At 48.8% G+C, this 21304-nt stretch carries 20 protein-coding genes; 10 read left to right on the forward strand and 10 right to left on the reverse strand.

Going from position 1 to position 21304, the window contains the following annotated elements; translation table 11 throughout:
• The first annotated feature begins 2 nt into the window (after positions 1–2).
• From F569_RS0104875 to F569_RS0104890, 4 genes are read left to right on the forward strand one after another with little or no spacing between them, the layout of a single operon-like run.
• Entirely contained in the window at positions 3–983 is a 981-nt protein-coding gene (locus F569_RS0104875; RefSeq protein WP_084168789.1) for a glycoside hydrolase family 5 protein, read from the forward strand.
• Positions 980–1774 carry a tryptophan 2,3-dioxygenase gene (gene kynA, locus F569_RS0104880; RefSeq protein ID WP_026941284.1) on the forward strand — a complete coding sequence of 265 codons (795 nt, stop codon included), beginning with the start codon at positions 980–982 and terminating at the stop codon, positions 1772–1774. The genes F569_RS0104875 and kynA overlap by 4 nt, the downstream gene beginning before the upstream one ends.
• Before the next feature lie 9 nt (positions 1775–1783).
• Positions 1784–2722 (forward strand): cysteine synthase A, encoded by a 939-nt coding sequence (cysK, locus tag F569_RS0104885; protein ID WP_026941285.1) that lies wholly within the window; start codon positions 1784–1786, stop codon positions 2720–2722.
• Positions 2723–3460 (forward strand): HesA/MoeB/ThiF family protein, encoded by a 738-nt coding sequence (locus tag F569_RS0104890; RefSeq protein WP_026941286.1) that lies wholly within the window; start codon positions 2723–2725, stop codon positions 3458–3460. It begins immediately after the preceding gene.
• Here F569_RS0104890 and F569_RS0104895 read toward each other — a convergent pair.
• The 3 genes from F569_RS0104895 to F569_RS0104905 form a co-directional block, all read right to left on the reverse strand.
• On the reverse strand, positions 3457–3876 hold the full coding sequence (locus F569_RS0104895) for a hypothetical protein (RefSeq protein WP_026941287.1): 420 nt from the start codon (positions 3874–3876) through the stop codon (positions 3457–3459). The two genes, F569_RS0104890 and F569_RS0104895, sit on opposite strands and share 4 nt — an antisense overlap.
• Before the next feature lie 62 nt (positions 3877–3938).
• A complete protein-coding gene (locus tag F569_RS0104900; RefSeq protein WP_233353596.1) occupies positions 3939–4652 on the reverse strand; it encodes a sulfotransferase-like domain-containing protein in 714 nt (237 codons plus the stop codon).
• The gene (locus F569_RS0104905) at positions 4649–5563 is read right to left on the reverse strand and encodes an aminotransferase class IV (RefSeq protein ID WP_026941289.1); all 915 of its coding nucleotides are present in this window, start codon (positions 5561–5563) and stop codon (positions 4649–4651) included. Before F569_RS0104905 ends, F569_RS0104900 begins: the two co-directional genes overlap by 4 nt.
• Before the next feature lie 130 nt (positions 5564–5693).
• Here F569_RS0104905 and F569_RS16560 point away from each other — a divergent pair, with 130 nt between their 5' ends.
• Positions 5694–6827 (forward strand): TauD/TfdA family dioxygenase, encoded by a 1134-nt coding sequence (locus tag F569_RS16560; protein WP_051279331.1) that lies wholly within the window; start codon positions 5694–5696, stop codon positions 6825–6827.
• Positions 6828–7397: an HD domain-containing protein gene (locus tag F569_RS0104915; RefSeq protein ID WP_026941290.1), complete on the forward strand. Its 570-nt coding sequence runs from the start codon at positions 6828–6830 to the stop codon at positions 7395–7397. It begins immediately after the preceding gene.
• Here F569_RS0104915 and F569_RS0104920 read toward each other — a convergent pair.
• From F569_RS0104920 to F569_RS0104935, 4 genes are read right to left on the reverse strand one after another with little or no spacing between them, the layout of a single operon-like run.
• Complete coding sequence (locus F569_RS0104920) at positions 7387–9003, reverse strand: long-chain-fatty-acid--CoA ligase (protein ID WP_026941291.1); 1617 nt, start codon at positions 9001–9003, stop codon at positions 7387–7389. The genes F569_RS0104915 and F569_RS0104920 overlap by 11 nt on opposite strands.
• Positions 9003–11291 carry a 3-hydroxyacyl-CoA dehydrogenase/enoyl-CoA hydratase family protein gene (locus tag F569_RS0104925; protein ID WP_026941292.1) on the reverse strand — a complete coding sequence of 763 codons (2289 nt, stop codon included), beginning with the start codon at positions 11289–11291 and terminating at the stop codon, positions 9003–9005. Before F569_RS0104925 ends, F569_RS0104920 begins: the two co-directional genes overlap by 1 nt.
• Before the next feature lies 1 nt (position 11292).
• Positions 11293–12093, reverse strand: coding sequence for an alpha/beta fold hydrolase (locus F569_RS0104930; RefSeq protein ID WP_026941293.1), 801 nt, complete (start codon positions 12091–12093; stop codon positions 11293–11295).
• Positions 12093–13382, reverse strand: coding sequence for an O-acetylhomoserine aminocarboxypropyltransferase/cysteine synthase family protein (locus F569_RS0104935; protein WP_026941294.1), 1290 nt, complete (start codon positions 13380–13382; stop codon positions 12093–12095). The genes F569_RS0104930 and F569_RS0104935 overlap by 1 nt, the downstream gene beginning before the upstream one ends.
• 123 nt (positions 13383–13505) lie before the next feature.
• Here F569_RS0104935 and F569_RS0104940 point away from each other — a divergent pair, with 123 nt between their 5' ends.
• From F569_RS0104940 to F569_RS0104955, 4 genes are read left to right on the forward strand one after another with little or no spacing between them, the layout of a single operon-like run.
• On the forward strand, positions 13506–14756 hold the full coding sequence (locus tag F569_RS0104940; RefSeq protein WP_026941295.1) for a sarcosine oxidase subunit beta family protein: 1251 nt from the start codon (positions 13506–13508) through the stop codon (positions 14754–14756).
• Positions 14756–15034 carry a sarcosine oxidase subunit delta gene (locus F569_RS0104945; RefSeq protein WP_026941296.1) on the forward strand — a complete coding sequence of 93 codons (279 nt, stop codon included), beginning with the start codon at positions 14756–14758 and terminating at the stop codon, positions 15032–15034. The genes F569_RS0104940 and F569_RS0104945 overlap by 1 nt, the downstream gene beginning before the upstream one ends.
• Positions 15031–17859: a 2Fe-2S iron-sulfur cluster-binding protein gene (locus tag F569_RS0104950; RefSeq protein WP_026941297.1), complete on the forward strand. Its 2829-nt coding sequence runs from the start codon at positions 15031–15033 to the stop codon at positions 17857–17859. The genes F569_RS0104945 and F569_RS0104950 overlap by 4 nt, the downstream gene beginning before the upstream one ends.
• On the forward strand, positions 17852–18421 hold the full coding sequence (locus tag F569_RS0104955) for a sarcosine oxidase subunit gamma (protein ID WP_026941298.1): 570 nt from the start codon (positions 17852–17854) through the stop codon (positions 18419–18421). The genes F569_RS0104950 and F569_RS0104955 overlap by 8 nt, the downstream gene beginning before the upstream one ends.
• Here the strand turns inward: F569_RS0104955 and F569_RS0104960 are convergent.
• From F569_RS0104960 to F569_RS0104970, 3 genes are read right to left on the reverse strand one after another with little or no spacing between them, the layout of a single operon-like run.
• A complete protein-coding gene (locus tag F569_RS0104960) occupies positions 18414–19949 on the reverse strand; it encodes a trimethylamine methyltransferase family protein (RefSeq protein WP_026941299.1) in 1536 nt (511 codons plus the stop codon). The two genes, F569_RS0104955 and F569_RS0104960, sit on opposite strands and share 8 nt — an antisense overlap.
• A 39-nt stretch (positions 19950–19988) precedes the next feature.
• Positions 19989–20504: a GFA family protein gene (locus F569_RS19960; protein ID WP_084168794.1), complete on the reverse strand. Its 516-nt coding sequence runs from the start codon at positions 20502–20504 to the stop codon at positions 19989–19991.
• On the reverse strand, positions 20395–21300 hold the full coding sequence (locus F569_RS0104970; protein ID WP_026941300.1) for a methyltetrahydrofolate--corrinoid methyltransferase: 906 nt from the start codon (positions 21298–21300) through the stop codon (positions 20395–20397). Before F569_RS0104970 ends, F569_RS19960 begins: the two co-directional genes overlap by 110 nt.
• Between the last annotated feature and the right edge of the window lie 4 nt (positions 21301–21304).

Below are 21304 nucleotides of genomic sequence, written 5' to 3' on the forward strand. Positions count from 1 at the left end.
ATATGCGCTATATTCGTTTTTTTGTTTTTACGCTGCTCGCTTTCTGCCTAACCGCCTGTTCTGCCCAAGCCCAGACACCCGTCCAAAAGCATGGCGATTTACGCATTTCCGGCAAGCATGTCATCGATAAAAACGGAGCTGTGACATCGCTAGCAGGGCCGAGCTTTTTCTGGAGCAATACGGGGTGGGGCCAAGACCGTTTCTATACGCGAGGCGCGGTAGAAACTTTTGCGAAAGACTGGAGAGCGGGAATCGTGCGAGTCGCAGTTGGCGCGCAAAATGATGGAAGCATCCTCAAAGACCGGCGCGGGAATCTGAAACGCGCTCAAACCGTCATTGAAGCCGCCATTGATAACGGGCTTTATGTCATTGTCGATTGGCATTCTCATCAAGCAGAAAATGACGTTAAGGAAGCGCAAGCCTTCTTTACACACATTGCCAAAAGATATGGTCATAACCCCAACATTATTTATGAAATTTACAATGAGCCGCTGGACACAACAGATTGGAAATGGGTGATAAAACCCTATGCGGAAGTTATGATTAAAACTATCCGGCAGGTTGATCCTGATAATCTTATCATTGTGGGAACGCAGAGCTGGGCAACCGAAGTTGATAAAGCCGCTGACGACCCTATTAGAGGGCAAAAGAATATTCTTTACGCTCTGCATTTTTACGCCGCCACGCATAAGGAATTTGTCAGGGAAAAGGCTGAATATGCTATTAAAAAAGGTCTGCCGCTCATTATCTCAGAATGGGGCAGCGTGACCTATAGCGGTGATGGGTATATTGATATAGAGTCTTCCATTGAGTGGATGAAGTTTGCCAAAAAACACGGCTTAACCCACCTGAACTGGGCGGTCAGCGATAAAGATGAAACAGCCTCAATGCTTAAGCCCGGAGCTTCTTCCCATGGGGGTTGGCAGGAAAAAGACCTTACCGTGTCAGGACGTTTAGCACGAGAAATAATGAGGAATTGGTGAGCGGAACGTCAAAATTTTCTTACGGGAGCTACCTGAACTTAGAGCGTATTCTTGACTCCCAACACCCCTTAACGGACAAACATGACGAGCTGCTCTTTATAATTCAGCACCAGACATCCGAGTTATGGATGAAACTGGCCGTACACGAACTGATCTCTGCGAAACATGCCATTAGCCAAGACGACTTATCATCCGCCATGAAAATGCTCGCCCGCGTCTCTCGTATTTTCGAGCAATTAAATGCTGCCTGGGATGTACTGAGAACTCTAACTCCCGATGAATATACCACTTTCCGCGATGCCTTTGGCGCGGCATCCGGTTTTCAAAGTTGGCAATATAGAGAAATCGAATTTTTGGCAGGCAATAAAGCCGCCCGTCATCTTGAGACTCACAAAGACACGCAGACCTATGCCCGCTTGGAGTCAGCTCTTAAGGCTCCCAGCCTCTATGATGAAGCAATTGCTCTTTTATCCCGCAACAGTTTTGAAATTGACTCTGATCATTTAACACGAGACGTAACTCTGCCTTACCACCAAAATAAGAGCGTTCGGGACGCTTGGCTGACAGTCTATCAACACCCCAAAAACTATTGGGGGCTTTTTGAACTGGCTGAAAAGCTCGTTGATTTTGAGGATTATTTTCGCCGTTGGCGGTTTAATCACGTCACGACTGTTCAACGAGTCATCGGCTTTAAACGTGGCAGCGGCGGCAGTTCAGGCGTTAATTATTTAAAAGCAATGCTCGATGTTGTTCTCTTCCCCGAATTATGGGACATAAGAACCGAACTTTAGGAGACTCTTATGACCGATCTGCTTCGTGGTAAAATTTACGACAATATCATGCAAACAATGGGCAATACGCCGCTTGTGCGCTTCCCTCGCATCACAGAGGGCGTCCCAGCTGATCTGTGTTACAAGCTTGAGTTTTTCAACCCTATCGCGTCGGTTAAAGACCGTATTGGCATTGCCATGATTGAAGACCTAGAAGCTTCCGGCAAACTCAAACCCGGCGGTACAATTGTTGAACCAACATCTGGTAATACGGGTATAGGTGTAGCTTTCGCGGCGGCGGCAAAAGGCTATAAAGCCATCCTTGTCATGCCGGAGCAAATGAGTATTGAGCGCCGGAAAATGATGAAACTCTTAGGGGCTGAGCTAGTCCTTACTGAGGCAGCAGGCGGCATCCCCGGTGCCATCGCCAAAGCTGATGAGATATGCGCGAATACAGCCGGCGCAGTGCAAGCCGGACAGTTCGTCAATCCTGCTAATCCTGCTATTCATTATAAAACGACTGGTCCTGAAATCTGGAATGATTGCAACGGTCAAGTTGATGCTTTCATCGCAGGTGTAGGTACGGGCGGCACACTCTCAGGCGCAGGGAAATTCCTCAAAGAGAAAAACCCTGACTGCCAAATCATTGCTGTTGAACCTGTAGGCTCTCCAATGATTTCAAAAGGCGAAAAAGGCCCTCATAAAATACAGGGTATAGGGGCAGGTTTCCTCCCTGATGTCTTAAGTACGGATCTTATAGACGATGTCGTGACAATTGATAATGACGCTGCCTTTGGCACCGCAAAACATGTCGCGGCGGAAGACGGCGTACCTATTGGTATAAGCTCAGGTGCAGCCGTCGCCGCAAGCCTGCTCGTCGGGGCCAGGCCTGAAATGAAAGGCAAGCGAGTCGTTACAATCATACCAAGCTTCGCGGAGCGTTATCTTTCTACGCCGCTTTTTGACTAAGTGACCCCTGATTACGTTAATCGTTACGCCCGCCACCTTGTGCTGAAAGAAATTGGCGGTGCAGGACAACAGGCCTTGCTCGCGGCCAAGGTCGCAATTATTGGCGCTGGCGGGCTAGGCGGCCCTGCCGGACTCTATTTAGCTGCGGCGGGAGTCGGGCATCTTACGATTATTGACGATGATGTTGTGGAAGCTTCTAATCTCCAACGCCAAGTTCAGTTTGTAACGACTGATATCGGTATGGAAAAGTCCACCGTCATGGCGGACACATTGGACGATCTAAATCCAGATGTTAAGGCAATTGGCTATGTGGGGCGATTGAACAAACGAAATGCAGAGGAACTACTAAAAGGGCATGATGTTATTCTGGACGGTGTCGATCATTTTGAAACACGCTTTGCCATCAATGAAGCAGCTCTTACGCTAGGCATCCCGTTGGTTTCAGGTGCATTAGGCCGCTTTGAGGGCCAAGTCAGCGCATTTCTCTCCAACAAAAAAGGGCCATGTTATCGTTGCTTTGTTCCGCAAATTCCGCCCAATGCCGAGACCTGCTCGCAAGTCGGGGTTGTCGGAGCTTTGGCCGGCGTTATTGGGTCGATGATGGCGCTTGAAGTTATCAAAATAATTACGGGTGCAGGAGAACCGTTGATCGGCAAAATATGGCTATTTGACGGGCTGAAAGCTCAAGCAAGAACAATTTCCTTGCCCCAAGACCCAAATTGTCCAGCCTGTTCCTAACTGCGAATACGGCGATTATAACGCACTTTTATACCCGAGTTGCGGCGACTTTTAAAACCTCTTCGGCGATTTATAAATGGTGCAGCCCCGAAGGCGCCAACAGGCGCGGAATAAACATTGCGGCGGCGTTTAGGACGCTGGCTCTGTTCCAGACGGCTTTCCAAGGCATCCAAGCGGTCGGCCTGAGCCGCCAGGCGTTCACTTTGAAGTGCTGCGCGCTGCTGCGCCAAATCAGTATTACTTTTTTTAACGATAACTACAGGCGCTACCGGAGCTGGCATTGGTGCGGCGCGATAGACGCGAACGCCTTGCTCACAGCTCACATTTATTGAACTGGCTTGCCCGTGATGACAGGCCATCGCCGTTCCAGGAACCAACATGGCAAAAACCATTAACGACATAGCTGTATTGCGCATAACTAACTCCAATGACGTGCTGCATATCATGAGACGTACCAATTATCCATGTGTTGCGCCCATTAGGCGAGTTTGAGCGTGAGTTTTCGGGCCTCCATTATGGCATAATCCGCCTCACAGGCTTTGAGCATATCCTGATATTTTGGCGGCACAACGGGGCGTGTATCAGGCGGAGCTGTAAACCCTGTCGAATTTTCTACTGATCCGTACCAATAAGGGGCCCAAGCCCCGTCCTCTGGGCGCGAACCTTTCTCCCATGACAGCATCGCATTATCAAAAGGGACACCTATAGCATGACAAAGCTGGCTCAACATGGTTCTTGGCCACAGCAAAATATCAAGCGAGTCAATCACGGGGGGGCGGCCTAATGTTTCCCATAAACGCCGTTGCGGCGCGAAGCCCAAATCCTCAATATCAAAACTATCCCGTCCCTTTACATAAGACGCGATGACACGAGCAGGATCTCTGATCAGAAAAAAATGCTTCGCTTCGTGTGCCCACTCCATTGGAAAACCGTCTAGCATATGATGCGGCATATGTTTTTGAAAACTATAGCGTGGACCGCCTTTTGCCATGCACATTTCGCTGACTTTTTGCGGGTCGCATTCATGGCGTTCCAAAGTCTCTTCTCGTCCTGGGTGCGGCTTTCCGCTGATTTTTAGATAAGGGGCAAAAAAAGGTTCATCCATAACGCTGCAATCGTCTCGCGAACCAAAACTGCGCATCATCGCCGTTGATAAATTACGCGGCCCCGACCACATGGCGATGATTGTCACGCAGAGACTTCCCTATGGATGAGGTCCAGATAAAGCCCTTGTAAGCGCTCCACCATTGGGCCGCGTTTACCCAAGCCAACCTTACGCCCGTCAATCTCCCCCACGGGGGCGAGCCCTGCAAATGTCCCCGTCGTAAAGGCTTCATCTGCGCTGTAACATTTCATAAGGCTGAAATTTTTCTCGAAAACGGGAATGTTATTGGCTTTGCAGAGATCAATAATTTTCCGCCGCGTGATACCGCCCAAGCAATAGTCCCCGCTGGACGTCCAAACCTCACCGCCCCGAACAATGAAGAAATGCGTTGAATTACAAGTCGCGACAAAGCCTTGCGGGTCAAGCATAAGCCCTTCATCAGCGCCCGCTTTTATCGCTTGGATACAAGCGGTGATACAATTTATTTTAGAGTGAGAATTGAGCCCTGGGTCCTGCACATCAGCGCGCCCGCGCCGCACTGAGACTGTGTAAAGGGAGAGCGCGTTTTCTGCTGTTTTGGGATTCGCTTTTTTAAATTCAGGCGCGATAACAATCGTTGAGCCCGAAATCACAACACGGGGGTCTTGGTAAGGTGTACTGCGAAGACCTCGCGTCAACATCAAGCGGATATGTACATCCTCTGTCATATCGTTCGCGCTAAGGGTTTCATAAAGGCGGCCCGTTAGCTGTTCTTGGCTAAGCCCAATATCAATATCGAGCGCTGCGGCTCCTTCCCATAGACGATCAAGATGATCCTTCAAAAAAGCGATTTTCCCGCCATGAACCCGAAGCCCTTCCCAGACTCCATCACCCAGCATAAAACCAGAGTCAAAAACATTCACCACCGCTTTATCACGCGGCAATAACTGACCATTGACGTTGAACAAGACCCCTTCATTACGCGGATCAGGAATATAAGCATGGGAACCGTAAGACATAGGCTTTTCTAGCGGGCTTATCAAAAGACACAAGCCCCGCGAGAGCTAACGCCCAGATTTCTAATTATAGATTATTAGAGTTTTTTAGACTAATTCATGATTGTCATAGTCTATTCGCGAGCCATGCTATATGACCCATGTTACCCTTGATGAAGAGTCCGGCGGACTTAAACTTCAAAGTGATAGGACTTCTATTATTTTGCACCCTCTCTGGGTCAGAGAGCGCGTAAGCGGGCCTGCTATATTCGACCCCATCAGTCATCAACGTCTTTACGAACATGCCGAACTACCGCAGGACTTACGCATATATAAAATTGGTGATCAAAATGAGGAAAGCCTAAAGCTTGAATTTAGTGACGGGCCGATATTAAAACTCACATTATCGGAGGTTTTGAAAGAAATATCCTGGCAGGAAAATTCAGAAAGCTTGCCTAAACCAAAAAGCTGGACGGCTAATCTCAAAGACCTGCCGGAGTTTAATTGGCCTGACCTTTATGAGGCAAATATATTTGGAAAAGCGCTGGATGCGTATTTTACATATGGCTTTTGTATTTTTCAAAACACGCCTGTTGAAACGGATAGTCTAAAACGGCTTTCAAGACGTTTCGGATACCTAAGAGAAACTAACTTCGGCGAGCTTTTCAACGTTGAAACCAAACCTAACCCCTCAGACCTCGCCTATACAGATGTAGCCTTAGCGTCTCATACGGACAATCCTTATCGCAAGCCCGTACCGGGTATTCAGTTTCTGCATTGTCTTAGAAATGAAGTGTCAGGCGGGCTTTCCACATTGGTCGACGGCATGGCAATCGCGCAAGCCTTACGGAAAGAAAATGCGCAGCAAGCTGATATCTTGGAAAAAGTCGATGTCCGCTTTCGCTATGAAGGTCCATCCGCGATATTAGAACACCACGGACCTATAATTGAAAGAGATCACGATGGTATTATTCGGCATATTCGCCTCTCATCACGGTTGGACTACGTTCCGGCTTTGGATATTGAGACACTCACACATTTTTATGCGGGACGCAGCAGGCTTCATAAAATGAGTAATAGCGAAGACTTCCAAATTAGTTTTCCTTTCAGATCGGGTACACTGTTGATGATGGATAATTATCGCTTGTTGCATGGGCGAACCGCTTTTAACGGAGCGCAAGGGCACCGCCACTTGCAAGGCTGTTATATTGACCATGACGGTCCGGCTAGCCTCTTTCGTATGCTAGCAAATGGTCGTAATGTTACGTCTGTGATACGTGAGGATTAGATGAAAACCGTTTCTTTTACAAAAATGCAGGATGGCACTCGTGACGACTATGCGTTTTTGGCTAAACATGAAGCCGACTTCGCACATGACCTCCCCAACAGAATTATGAAGCGGCTTTCAGGTCTTAAAAACTCTTTATCAGGTTATAAGATTGATCGTCTCGAGCACAGCCTTCAAACTGCTACGAGAGCAGAACGGAACGGCGCGGATGTGGATTGGATTGTCTGCGCGCTCATTCATGATTTGGGGGATGATCTCGCCCCCCATAATCATGACAGCCTAGCCGCAGCGATTGTCAAACCTTATGTCCGCGAGGAATGCTCTTGGACGGTACAGCATCACGGTATTTTTCAGTATAAATATTATGCCGACAAGGTCGGACTTAACCCCGAAGAACGTCAAAAATATAAAGACAGCCCCTATTTTGAGGCCGCTGAAAAATTTTGCCGCGATTGGGACCAAACTTCATTTGACCCCAATTACCCAACTGAAAACTTAGAGCATTTCCGCCCTATGCTTGAAGAAGTGTTTCGCCGCCCAGCTTGGGATGAGGCTTTTATTAAAGCTTAAGCGCGCGATCCCTTAGCTCTTTTTTCTGAATTTTACCTGTTGCGGTTTTAGGTAACTCGCCAAAGACAACTTTTTTGGGGCGTTTAAACCTTGCCATATTGTCTCCGCAAAAATCGATGAGTTCGGCTTCTGTGGCCTCACTTTTCAGCTCGACAAAAGCGCAAGGGACTTCACCCCATTTTTGATCTGGCATAGCCACAACCGCCGCAACATCTACAGCGGGGTGTTTATATAAAGTGTTCTCAACTTCGACAGAGGATATATTTTCTCCGCCCGATATGATGATATCCTTTGCGCGATCTCTGAGCTGAATATAGCCATCCGGATAAATAACGCCCAGATCACCGGATACAAACCAATCATCCTTAAAAGCCTCAGCCGTTGCCGCTTTATCTTTTAAATATCCTTTCATCACAACATTGCTGCGGATAACAATCTCGCCCATCGTCTTTCCATCATGGGGCACAGAATTACCCTCTTCGTCCAAAACATCTGCCGCTTCGGTATTGGCAAAGCGAACCCCTTGACGTGACTTTAACTCGGATTGCTCCTTTATGGACCTCTCGTTCCACGCAGATTGCGGCGCGGCCTGCAGAACATGGCCGTAAGTTTCCGTCAAACCGTAAACATGTAGCACATTAAAATTCATATTAGCCATGGCTTCTAAAACACTGGCCGGCGGCGGAGCGCCTGCCGTCATGACTTGAATGGGCCTTTCAAGCTTTGGCTTTTCTTCATCCGGCGTATTTGCAAGCATGTTTAGAACGATAGGCGCGCCGCCAAAATGCGTGACATCATGCTGCTCGATTAAATCAAACACGGCCTTTGGGGTGATGGCGCGAAGACAGATTGTCGTTCCCGCAAGTAAAGTCATCGTCCAAGCATGACCCCAGCCATTGCAATGAAACATGGGCACGATGTAAAGATATTGCGGATGCTGCGGAAGTCCCCAAGACGGGACAGTTCCCATAGCCATCAGATACGCGCCGCGATGATGATAAACAACACCTTTGGGACGGCCAGTTGTGCCCGATGTGTAGTTCAAAGAAAAGGCCTGCCATTCATCCGCCAGCGTTTCGCCCCGATAGTCAGGGTCACCCTGGGCTATTAGATCTTCATAAGTCACGACGTCATCTGGAAGGTTAGGCTTCACGGCGGCTGAACTATCATCAATAAAGACAAGCTCTGGCGATACATGACATTGCTCAAGAGCATCGCTAACAACGGGCCATAATTCACGGTCGAGAATAAATAACTTCGTTTCCGCGTGATCAATAATGTAAGCAATCGTTGCTGCATCAAGGCGTGTGTTAATTGTGTTAAGTACAGCCCCGGCCATTCCTACGGCAAATTGAAGCTCAAACATCTCAGGCGTATTATAGGCCAGAACAGAAACCGTATCATTCATGCCAATACCGCGCTTATTCAGGCCGGAGGCGACTCGTCTGCACCTCGCTCGAACTTGCTGCCAATTATACCGCCTGTCATTATAGACAAGGGCCTCACGGTCAGGGTAAATATCAGCCGTGCGCTCCAGAAAGGACAGCGGCGTTAATGGGACAAAATTAGCGCCCGTTTTGGGAAGATCGTCATAAGCTTGTGGCATCAATTCCTCACTGCTTTACCATTATCGAGAAGTGTTCGAATGCGCTCCTGTGTTTCCGGCGTTTTCGCAAGCCTTAGAAAGGCGCGGCGTTCCGCATCGTATAGGTCTTGCTCTGACCATAGGGTTCCAGGGTCAATATCACCGCCCGTCACGATCTCTGCAATTTGTGTTGAAACGAAAACATCGTGTTTAAACAATTTGCCTTTGGCATGCATATCCTCGGCCCATTTGACCATCTTAGCAAATTCGTCCCGTCCAGCCATGGCAATTGGATCGCGCGTAAAAGCGGCTTGCTCCGCGCCGCTTTCAACAGCCGCAATGGCTTCGCCCAAAAGGCGGTCCCGATTATTCTCGAAGCGGTCATTCTCTCTTAGCATCGCCATCTCTTCGGCTATCAAAGGCGAGCTTGCAGTCTTACCATAGCCAAGTGACATGAAAGCTTCCCAAGCGCCCGCCGCGACGTCGCCGTCTTTTTTATCAATCCATCTGTAAAGTGTTTCCTTACACCCGCCGCCTGCCGGGATTACGCCCACACCGGATTCAACAAGACCCATATTGGAATTAGCATGACAGATAACCTGCTTACCGTGCAGCACAACTTCGAACCCGCCTCCTAAGGACAAGCCTACAGGCGCAACAACGACAGGGAAGTCAGCGATCGCCATTCTATGAACGGTGTTTTGGAAGTGAGCTAAGAATTTATCAAGGCCGTCCCAATTCTCAGCTTCAAAGAAAGAGCGCACGACGTTCAAATTCACGCCACATGAAAAATGCTGGGCATCATTGTGAACGATGAGGCCTTTCAAATTATTGGCAGATACAGCGTCTAAAGCCGCCTCGAGGATAGTCATTGATTCAGCGCCTAATGCGTTAGCCTTGGAGTGAAACTCCACCAGAGCGATACCATCAATCTCATACCAACTTGCATCACTATTAGAGCCGGATGCCGTTAATGTCTTTCGGCGATCATTAAACCTTAAAGTTCCTTCGGCGCGCTTAATTTCTTGCCATCCGCCGCCATGTGTCCGAGCTTTCAAGCCATCGTAAAAGGACGACCCAGCCGCTTCTCGTAGAAATTTTGGGACTTCGCGCTGCTCAGATTCAAGGCGCGCAATTAAATAATCAGCACCGATCTCGTCAATCAATTCAAAAGGACCTTTGATCCAATTATACCCCATCTTCATAGCGTCATCGACAGCGACACCATTATCCCCAACCTCAGGCACAAGGCCAGCGGCATAAACAAGAATATTAGACATGACTTGCCAAGCATAATCTCCGTACTTGGAGCCGTCATCTAGCATATGGATAATGCCTTCTTTCTCCGCTTTCATCGCAACGGGAATATCTATCTTTTTAAGCGGAGCGTATTCTCCGCTCTGTAAATCCATCACTTGCTTTTCGCCTTGATGCATACGGTAGAATCCCGCCCCCGTTTTGCGTCCGCGCTGCCCATTGGCAATCATATTTTCCATGAGCGGCAATTTATTTCCAACGTCGTGGAACGCATCACCTTCAGGTAAGATAGACACAAGGCTGCTGGCGACATCAGACATCAAATCAATACCAATGAGATCATAAAGGCCGAAGACGCCTGTTTTTGGAATGCCCATGGGACGTCCGAAAACAGCGTCGGCCTCTTGCGGAGACAATCCCATATTATTGGCGGTATGCAGCGCGGCTTGAATGGCATAACAGCCAACGCGATTGCCTAGAAAGCCCGGCGTATCACGGCAGACTACAACACCTTTGCCTAAATCTTTGTCACAAAACTCATTAAGCTTTTGCATAATTTCAGGGTCGGTATCTTCACCCGATACGAGTTCGAGCAAAGGCATAAAGCGAACGGGGTTGAAGAAGTGAGTAATCGCAAAGCGTTTCCTGAACGCAAGCGGCATATCTTCAACCAATAACTTAATGGGTATGGTTGATGTGTTGGACGAGACTATAGCTGTCTCTTTGCAGACCTCATCCAGCTTTTTATAAAGGCCTTTCTTAAGGTCCAGACGTTCTAAAATAGCTTCGGCGATCCAGTCACATTCGGACAAGCGGTTAAAATCATCGCGGATATTTCCGACGGTGATCTGGCTCGCAATATCAGGATGTAATATTCCAGGGTCAGCAGGGTTAGAAATGCGGTCTAGACCCTTTTGCGCTAAGGCATTTACGTCTGAACCTTCGCTTGGCAAATCTAGTAATAATACCTCACACCCTGCATTTGCCGCTTGCCCGGCAATCCCTGCCCCCATTGTTCCGGCGCCAATTACGGCCACTTTTTTAATACTCATATTAAATGCTTTCAACTTGAACAGATTGAATAAAATTACGAAGTGCGTCCAAAGTTTGTCTTGGCGCTTCGAGTGGCAACATATGGCCATAATCTTGAATGACCGTTGGAGTAACACCCATTTTTTCGGCCAAGCCTTTGCCTGATCTCAGCGGCGTCATTTTATCAGCGCTCGCCAGAATACAATGGCGCGGTACATCAATCTTGGCCGCGACATCGTCACCGCCTGTATAATCTGCACAAGCCTGTAGGTCAGCTGCAAGTGGGTTTTGGCTCATAATGGCGCGCGAAATCGCAATAGGCTGCATACCCGGAACGGAACTGATGCCTTGATGCGCGCTGGGACCAAATCCCCAATTGCACATCATATGCGCGGCCTTGGCCGAACTTTCCTTTGCGGTGTCAATCAAAGCTTGATTGACGGGGATAGCGGCCGCCGTCCCAATCGCGCAGACGGACGTGCACATATCAGGCTTTGTTTTATAAAGCTCCAAAGCGCTTAAAAACCCTTGGCTATGCCCAACAATATGCGCTTGTTTAACGCCCGTTTTTTCGAGAAACTCTGCCAACCATGGCCCGCTTTGCTCTATGTAAGTAAAAGCCTTGCCGCCCGAAAGACTATGTCCCGGAAGATCCGGCGCCAGAACACTATAGCCGTGATAAGCAAACCATCGCGTTTGCAACGCCCATGTTCTATGATCACCTCCGCTACCGTGCAAAAACAACACAGTTGGTAAATTCGGGTCGAAATCTTTGCCGCCTGTCGCCACATAAACCGGCGCGTTATTAAGTGTAACTTCCATTAGCCCGCTGCCCGTAAAGCGGCCTTAAGGCCTTTTGCAAAATCCGCTTTGATATCCGCAAAGTCCTCTAAGCCTACGGAAACCCGTATCAAATCTTCGGGGATGCCCGCCGCTTCCATCGCGTCTTTGGTCAGGCGTGAATGTGTTGTACTGGCAGGGTGCAGCACTAATGTGCGGCTATCACCGACATTAGCTAAATGTGACGCCAAGGAGACTGTGTTAATAAAGGCCGCCCCGCCCTCGCGCCCCCCTGTCACGCCAAAGCAAAGCATAGATCCTGCGCCTTTCGGGAACATCTCGGCCACATGAGGCTCAGCTTCAATTTCAGGATGCCTTACCCATGTCACGCCTTTCTGTTCAGATAGCCAATCACGCAAAATCGCCGTATTGGCGACATGTTTTTGCATTCGCAATTCTAGTGTTTCTACGCCTTGCAAAATCAGAAAAGCATTATGTGGGGATAAGGCCGCGCCTAAATCCCTCATCGCTTCGCTACGGATTTTCATTACAAATGCTGTGGGGCCAAATTCTTCCCAAAATTTCATTCCGTGAAACGGCGCATAAGGCTCTGTCATTTCTGGGAAACGGCCATTATCCCAATCAAAATTACCGCCATCAATTATACAGCCGCCAATAGCTGCCCCGTGGCCGCCAATCCATTTGGTGATAGAATGCACCACAATATTTGCGCCATGTTCCAAAGGACGGTTCAGAGCGGGCGTGGCAAAGGTTGCGTCTATCACCACAGGCACACCAGCCGCATTCGCCACCTTGGAAATTTCGGGCAGGTTCGAGACCTGCATTCCAGGATTAGAAATCGACTCGCAAAAGACCATTTTCGTATTAGGTTTAATTGCGGCCTTAAGGGCTTTGCTATCATTGATATCGATGAAATCCGTAGTGATACCAAACCGCTTAAGTGTGTAACGTAGCGTGGTCGCTGTTGAGCCATATATCTGCTCTGAAGACACAATGTGATCTCCTGCCGAGCAAAGTGAAATAAAAGTGGCAAATAAAGCCGACATCCCAGACGCCGTACATATCGCCCCCGCTCCGCCTTCCAGTGCCGCCAATCTCTGCTCCAATACAGCAACCGTCGGGTTTGAGATTCGCGAGTAAATATGTCCGCCCTGTTCAACATTAAACAGGCTCGACGCACTCTCAACGCTGTCAAAAGCGTATGAGGTGGTTTGATAAATGGGAACGGCACGCGAGCCATAGTCGCTTTCAGGTGTGTAACCCGTATGCAAAGCAATTGTGGCCGGCTTAAAATAAGAAGAATTTGTCATAACAGGCGTTTAGAGCCAAACGCCGTCAATGCCAATATTGATATCCCTTATTTATAAGGCTTAATAAGTCTTATTAGTGGGAACACGGATTGAGGCGATGCCCATTATCGTTAAGCTCTCCTAATGGGTTATTCTGCATTTCGCATTTTAAAAGAGGCCATAACGGGTCATAAAGGCTGGAAACCTGTATGGCACAAAGCTGAGCCTTTGCCTGAATATGACATCGTTATTGTTGGCGGCGGTGGACACGGACTGGCCACTGCCCATTATCTCGCCTCAAAATTTGATCAAAAACGCATAGCCGTATTGGAAAAAGGGTGGATAGGCGGCGGAAATGTTGGACGGAATACAACCATAATCCGCTCAAATTATATGCTCCATGAAAATGAAGCCTTTTACGAATTTTCACTAAAGCTCTGGGAAGGGCTTGAGCAAGACGTCAATTATAATGCAATGGTTAGTCAGCGCGGCGTTTTAAACCTCTATCATACAGACCCTCAGCGCGACGCCTACATACGGCGCGGTAATGCCATGCTTTTAAACGGCGCTGACGCTCAACTCCTTACGGCAGAAGGCGTGCGAAAAATGTACCCATTCCTTAATTTTGACGATGCCCGTTTTCCTATACGCGGAGGGCTTTTACAGCCGCGCGGCGGGACGGTCCGTCATGATGCTGTGGCTTGGGGTTATGCTCATGCCGCTGATAAAAGAGGCGTCGATATTATTGAAAATTGCGAAGTGACAGGATTTGATATCAAAGAAGGACGGTGCCACGGCGTCCAAACAACGCGCGGCCGCATCGGCGCAAAGAAAGTCGGCGTTGCTGTTGCTGGAAATTCGGGGCGCGTCATGGCCATGGCGGGCATGCGCCTACCTATCGAAAGCCACGTCCTACAAGCCTTTGTCAGTGAAGGCCTGAAACCTTTGCTTGATGGTGTTATCACTTATGGCGCAGGTCACTTTTATGTCAGCCAATCCGATAAAGGCGGTCTTGTTTTTGGCGGGGATATTGACGGCTATAATTCCTATGCACAGCGCGGAAACTTACCCGTTGTCGAAGATGTCTGCGAAGGCGGCATGAGCGTAATGCCCATGATCGGAAAAGCCAGAATGCTTCGAATGTGGGGCGGTATTATGGATATGTCTATGGACGGCTCACCCATTATAGATAAGACCCATATTGACGGTCTCTATTTTAATGGCGGCTGGTGTTATGGCGGCTTCAAAGCGACCCCGGCCAGCGGCTATAGTTTTGCTCATTTGCTTGCAACTGATAGTTATCACGAGACAGCAAAAGCTTATCGTCTGGATCGTTTTGCACGGGGTTATATGATCGATGAAAAGGGGCAGGGCGCTCAGCCTAATCTTCACTGATGATTATTCACCACCCTCTTCTTGGCCCTCGCGATGCCTCCGAATTTGTCTATTTGGGCGATGCATCGCTTATGAACCGTCCCAACCCTAAATCGGAAACGGCGGCAGATGACTTTTACAGCTATCAATATTTAAGAGACAACCCGATGGGTGAACACAGAGAACTTTGGTATCACGAGCAAGGCGATAGATCTTGGTTAGTCGTCACACGCAACACGCTGACCCATGACATAACAAAAGTTGAATTAGCGCGTGATGTTGCGAGGGCTCAAAAATGAGCCTCATTGATACAACAAAGACTTTAAATTTCACCTTTAATGGCAAGGCCTATCAAGGGTTTGAAGGCGATACGCTGGCCTCAGCCCTGCTTAGGAATAAGGTTCGCATTGTAGGCCGGAGCTTTAAATATCATCGTCCACGCGGCATTATGGGCGCAGGCAGCGAAGAGCCAAATGCGCTTGTAGAAATTCATGGCGCGGGAACCTGCGAGCCTAATCGCCGCGCAACGACCATTAAATTATTTGAGGGACTAGACGCTAGAAGCCAAAATCATATGGGGACTCTTAATTTTGATGCGCTTGCCATTAATGACTTTATGCATCCTTTTCTGGCGTCAGGATTTTACTACAAGACATTTATGTGGCCCAAAGCTTTTTGGGAAAAGCTCTATGAGCCTGTTATTCGCCGCGCAGCTGGACTTGGAACGCTCTCTAAAGCCGTTGACCCTGACAGTTATGATAAAGGGTTTTTACATTGCGATGTTCTAATCATTGGGGCCGGGCCCGCTGGCCTGCAATCAGCTTTAAATCTTGGTCTGGGAGGAAAGCATATTATTTTAGCGGATGATGATTTTCGCATGGGCGGACGATTACTCTCTGAAACTTATGAGATTGACGCCGCCCCTGCTCTGACATGGGTCGAGCAAACACTTAAAACTCTAGAGTCACTCCCCAATGTTCGCCTGATGCCTCGCACCGCCATTTATGGGGTTTATGATCACGGCATTTATGGTGGCCTTGAAACCACGACGGATAAGATAGGCATCGCGAAGCCCCGTCATATACTTTGGCGCATCTATGCCAACTCATCCATATTAGCGGCGGGAGCGACTGAGCGTCCTATCGCCTTTGCGAATAATGACCGTCCTGGCGTCATGCTTGCGAGTGCTGTGCGGAGCTATAAAAACCGCTTCGGCATTGAATTGGAAAACACGGCTCTTCTGACGAATAATGATGACGGATTACGGACAGATGCCGCGCATATTTTCGACACGCGCAACGGCGACTATGTCATGGATGTTGGGGGCCGAAAGGGCGTGCGTTCCGTCACGCTCAACACAGGTGAAAATGTTGCTGCCAACCATCTGGCTGTATCTGGTGGCTGGAATCCTAACGTGCATTTGACCTGCCATAAGCGAGGCCGCCCGAAATGGGATGAAGCCCTGAGCTGTTTCGTGCCAGATACACATACGCTTCCATCTGACATGTCTGTTATCGGGGCAGCCAATGGAAAGTTCTCAACCCATGGCGCCTTTATGGACGCCAATGACATCTGTGAAAAGCTAGGGGTGAAAGCATCAGAACTTCCGCAAACGGAAGACGCGCCTGTCAAGATTTCTGCTTTTTGGCATGTCAAAGGTACAAAGCGGGCTTGGGTCGATTTCCAAAATGATGTGACAGCCAAAGATATTACCCTCGCGCACCAAGAAGGCTTTTCGTCTGTTGAGCATGTTAAACGCTACACCACATTAGGTATGGCAACAGATCAAGGCAAAACCTCTAATGTTGTCGGCTTAGCCGTCTTGGCGGACGCCATCGGGCAGAGTATTCCTGAAACGGGGACCACGATTTTTCGGCCTCCCTATACACCTGTTCCAATAGGCGCTTTTGCAGGGACGCATCGCGGGCAACACTTCAAACCAACAAGGCTGACGCCCTCCCATAAATATGTCGCTGAAAATAGCGCAACTTTTATTGAGGCAGGTTATTGGAAACGTTCGCAATGGCTTGCCCGCGAAGGTGAAAAAGGGTGGCGCGACAGCGTTGATCGTGAAGTCCTCATGACGCGCAACTCTGTTGGTATTTGTGACGTTACGACCCTCGGTAAGATTGATGTGCAGGGCCGTGATGCAGGAAAGTTTCTTAATAAGGTTTACGTCAATACATTCTCTACTCTTAAAGTCGGCAAATGTCGTTACGGATTGATGTTGCGCGAGGACGGAATAGCCATGGATGACGGCACAACAGCGCGGCTCTCAGAGACGCATTTTGTAATGACGACAACCACGGCCAAAGCGGGCCCCGTCTTCAGGCATCTAGAATATGTGCGGCAATGCCTTTATCCCGATATGGATGTTCATCTAATTTCGACGACAGATCAATGGGCGCAATACTCCGTGGCCGGTCCAAATTCGCGCAAACTTCTAGAAAAAATCGTTGATCCAAAATTTGATATTTCGAATGAAGCTTTCCCTTATATGGCTTGCGGTGAAATTACGATTTGCGGCGGCATACGAGCGCGTCTCTTCCGTCTTTCTTTCTCAGGGGAACTCGCTTATGAAATCTCCGTTCCTGCCCGTTACGGCGACACGCTTATCCGCGAAATGATGCATCAAGGCGAAGCATTTGACGCCGTTCTCTACGGCACAGAAGCACTCGGTGTTATGCGAATTGAGAAAGGTCATGCCGCCGGTAATGAATTAAACGGAACAACGACAGCCAATGCCCTAGGGCTTGGCGGCTTCGTCTCTAAAAAGAAAGACTGCATCGGAAAAGTATTATCACAGCGTGAAGGACTGGTTTCTGAAGAGGCATTGCAAATGGTCGGCTTTATTCCAGTGAACCCGAAAGACAAATTAACAAATGGGGCTCACTTTATTCCCAAGGGAACAGCCCCCTCCCCTGAAACGGATCATGGCTATATGAGTTCAGTCGCATGGTCCCCCATGTTAAAGACTTATATTGGATTAGGTTTTCTCAAAAATGGACAAAATCGTCTTGGGGAAGTTATTCAAGCCAGCCATCTTATGGGAAATAGTCATGTTGATGTAACAGTTGTAAGCCCGCATTTCTTTGATCCAAAGGGAGAGCGTCTGCGTGCCTAAATTATCACCCACTCTGCCCCTTGAGAGTTTCTCAAAACACTGGCCTGGCTTGACGATAGAAGAGCATTATATTGGGGAACTTATCTCTTTGGCTATTGCCCGTGAAGAAGAGAGCGCTTTTAAAACCGCCTTTAAAAAGACATTTGGCAAGGCCCCGCCTGAGCCTTCACAGCTCATGGCCGTTAAAGGCGGCTATGCGATCTGGTCTTCCCTCGAACAGTATTTAATCTTGCTTGAGGGCGAGAATATAAATGCTGATAAAGATATCGCCAAGAAGATGGGCCCATCTGCTTATACAACGCTGCAAAGCGATGGTTGGGCCTCAATTGACATAAAGGCAAAGACCTCCAAAAGCACAGCTCTATATGATGTGCTTGAGCGCTTTATTCCGCTTAATTTACGGCAAGCTCCAGAGGGCTTTACAAGCCGTACATCAGCGCATCATATCGCTGTCATTGTCATAAAATATAGCGAGACTGAAATTCAGCTTTTGACCCCGCGAAGCTCGGCAGGGTCATTCTTAGAATCTCTCATTCACACCGCAGAAAACGTGCTTAGCTAATATTACTATCAGGGAAGCTGGCCTTACGCTCTTCCATGTATTTTAAAAGACGCGCATCAATATCAGGGTCAAGCTCCGGCGCGACATATTCATTCAACATGGTTTTATAAACTTTCTCAGCGCGATCCTCAGCTGACAGACTGCCGTCTTCGACCCATTGCTCAAAGCTACTATTGTCTGACACATTGGACTGATAAAACGCTGTTTTGAAATTCTTTTGGGTATGTTCACAGCCTAGGAAATGCTGTCCCGGTCCGACTTCGGCAATCGCGTCCATGGCTTGACCATTAGCTGACATATCTACGCCTTTCGCAAATTTCGCCATCATACCAGCTTGGTCAGCATCCATGATAAATTTCTCATAGCCCATAGCCAGACCGCCCTCAAGCCAACCCGCCGTATGTAGCATAAAGTTCACGCCTGCCATTAGGCCTGTTTGTAAGGAATTCGCGGCCTCATAACCAGCTTGAGCGTCAGGGATCTTGGACGCATTAAACCCGCCCGCAGACCGGAAAGGCACGCCCAAACGCCGGGCCAAGGCAGCGCTCATATTGATAATCAGCGACGCTTCTGGTGTCCCGAATGTCGGCGCGCCTGTTTGCATTGACATAGACGTCACAAAGTTTCCGTAGATCACGGGCGCTCCAGGACGAACCAGTTGCGTCAGCGCCATACCCGCTAAGCCTTCGGCCAAACTTTGCGCCGCAACACCTGCGGCTGTGACTGGCGACATCGCGCCTGAAACCACAAAAGGGCTTGGCATGGCGCATTGCCCTGATCGTGCGTAGTTCTTCAGCGCGCCTAACATAACGCGGTCCCATGTCATGGGTGAATTCGCGTTGATGAGGTTGACCAAAACGCAATTCTCTTCAACGAAATCGTCACCAAAAACAATCTTGGCCATATCAATTGTATCGATCGCGCGCTCAGGCTGGGTCACAGACCCCATAAAAGCTTTGTCTGAATATTTGATATGACTGTAATTCATATCAAAATGACGCTTGTTCACGGGCAAATCTACGGGCTCACACACCGTCCCGCCGCTGTGATGCAGATTAGGCGACATATAGGCGAGTTTCACAAAATTGCGGAAATCTTCAATATTGGCGTAACGCCGCCCGCCCTCTTTTGAATAGACAAAAGGCGGCCCGTAAGCCGGAACAAGAACTGTATTATTACCTCCAATTTGAACATTATTAGCGGGGTTACGCGCAAATTGGGTAAACTCTTTCGGAGCCGTCGCTTGAATAATTTCGCGGCACATACCCCTTGGAAAGCGCACGCGGTCACCATCCGCTTTTGCGCCCGCTTTGACAAAGTAATCAATAGACTCGGGGTCTTCTTGGATTTCAAGTCCGACCTCTTCGAGGAGCGTATCCGCATTATGCTCAAGCTGTGCAAGATCTGTATCGTTGAGGACAGAATAAGTTGGAATATTGCGTTTAATATAAGGGTCGCGAGGCGGAGCCTCAGCCCCTCTCGCAGCGGCACGGCCGGCACGGCCTCCTGATCTAGCGCGTCTAGCCATATCTTTTCTCCCTATAAGCGCGTGTCTTTTCTGCGCTAATTATAATGTTTCCCCGCGCGTGCCTTGGGGCGGAAACCCCTCAAATTGCGGCAAGCCGTCAGTGATTTCGTAATAAGGCCCCTTATCTTTTACAAAGATATGACCTTTAACGGACAGGCCCTCAGTATCATCTAGGTTTCCTGCCAATACACTTACAGTATCGCGGGCCGCTTCATCCCAAAACATATAACTGCCGCATGAGCCGCAATGCCCAGATTTGGAGGCCTCGGAAATAGGGAGCCAATTCACATCGCCACTGATGGTCAGATGATCCCGCTTCACTCCAGCAGCCGCGATATAGAGGCCCGTCAGATGTTGGCATTGCTTACAATGACAATACCAAATATCCGACAGTCCCTCAGCGCTAAAAGAAACCGCGCCGCAAAGGCATTTACCCGTATATGTCTTAACCGCGGCGACGACGGCCTCCTCTACCGCGGCGAGCGCCTTCGCCTGTCCCTTCTGCAGGAGCAGGACGATAATTTTTAATCCAGTTCGCGCAGCTCGGGTCAACACCGTTTAAAACGTCTGCGGCTCTGACAGCTGGCACTAAGCCCTCATGAAGAGGATTAACAATAGCTGATGTCATGCCTGTTGCAGCCAGCATGGGTAAAAATGCATTATTAATTGCATGGCGTTCTGGCAAACCAAAGGCGACATTAGATGCACCACAGGTCGTATTTACGCCCAATTCGGACCGTAAACGCCCAACCAATTTAAACACATCTGTGCCTGCACTATTTACTGCGCCAATTGGCATTACCAAAGGATCAACCACCACGTCTTCGGGTTTAATGCCGAAATCCGCCGCGCGGTTGACGATGCGTTTGGCCACTTCGAAGCGAACATCAGGATCTTCTGAAATCCCTGTATCATCATTTGAAATGGCGACGACGGCGCAATCGTATTTTGCGACAAGCGGCAAAATACGTTCCATCACTTCTTCTTCCGCAGTAGTTGAGTTTAGCAGCGGGCGTCCTTTGTAAACTTTGAGGCCTGCTTCCAAAGCATCCATCACGGAGCTATCAATACACAGAGGTACATCCGTTAAGCTTTGAATCAAAGGAATAACTTCTGACATGATAAGTGGTTCATCAGCCAAAGGCACACCTACATTGACGTCCAGAATTTGAGCGCCGGCTTCGACTTGAGCGAGCGCCTCTTTCTTCACGCGCCAATAGTTAAACTCTTTAAGTTCTTTGGAAAACAGCTTTCGTCCCGTCGGGTTTATGCGCTCTCCAATCATCGTGAAAGGTTGATCAAAACCGATCACATGTTCTTTGGTCGCTGACGCTAATATCGTTCGTGCCATTTTA

The sequence above is a fragment of the Hellea balneolensis DSM 19091 genome (assembly GCF_000428525.1).
GTDB lineage: Bacteria > Pseudomonadota > Alphaproteobacteria > Caulobacterales > Maricaulaceae > Hellea > Hellea balneolensis.

Bases quoted from the DNA above. Each gene is read 5' to 3' on its own strand.
- F569_RS0104875 (WP_084168789.1), top strand. From the start codon at position 3: ATGCGCTATATTCGTTTTTTTGTTTTTACGCTGCTCGCTTTCTGCCTA.
- cysK (WP_026941285.1), top strand. From the start codon at position 1,784: ATGACCGATCTGCTTCGTGGTAAAATTTACGACAATATCATGCAAACA.
- F569_RS0104895 (WP_026941287.1), bottom strand. From the start codon at position 3,876: ATGCGCAATACAGCTATGTCGTTAATGGTTTTTGCCATGTTGGTTCCT.
- F569_RS0104905 (WP_026941289.1), bottom strand. From the start codon at position 5,563: ATGTCTTACGGTTCCCATGCTTATATTCCTGATCCGCGTAATGAAGGG.
- F569_RS16560 (WP_051279331.1), top strand. From the start codon at position 5,694: ATGACCCATGTTACCCTTGATGAAGAGTCCGGCGGACTTAAACTTCAA.
- F569_RS0104915 (WP_026941290.1), top strand. From the start codon at position 6,828: ATGAAAACCGTTTCTTTTACAAAAATGCAGGATGGCACTCGTGACGAC.
- F569_RS0104920 (WP_026941291.1), bottom strand. From the start codon at position 9,003: ATGCCACAAGCTTATGACGATCTTCCCAAAACGGGCGCTAATTTTGTC.
- F569_RS0104925 (WP_026941292.1), bottom strand. From the start codon at position 11,291: ATGAGTATTAAAAAAGTGGCCGTAATTGGCGCCGGAACAATGGGGGCA.
- F569_RS0104930 (WP_026941293.1), bottom strand. From the start codon at position 12,093: ATGGAAGTTACACTTAATAACGCGCCGGTTTATGTGGCGACAGGCGGC.
- F569_RS0104935 (WP_026941294.1), bottom strand. From the start codon at position 13,382: ATGACAAATTCTTCTTATTTTAAGCCGGCCACAATTGCTTTGCATACG.
- F569_RS0104940 (WP_026941295.1), top strand. From the start codon at position 13,506: ATGGGTTATTCTGCATTTCGCATTTTAAAAGAGGCCATAACGGGTCAT.
- F569_RS0104945 (WP_026941296.1), top strand. From the start codon at position 14,756: ATGATTATTCACCACCCTCTTCTTGGCCCTCGCGATGCCTCCGAATTT.
- F569_RS0104950 (WP_026941297.1), top strand. From the start codon at position 15,031: ATGAGCCTCATTGATACAACAAAGACTTTAAATTTCACCTTTAATGGC.
- F569_RS0104960 (WP_026941299.1), bottom strand. From the start codon at position 19,949: ATGGCTAGACGCGCTAGATCAGGAGGCCGTGCCGGCCGTGCCGCTGCG.
- F569_RS0104970 (WP_026941300.1), bottom strand. From the start codon at position 21,300: ATGGCACGAACGATATTAGCGTCAGCGACCAAAGAACATGTGATCGGT.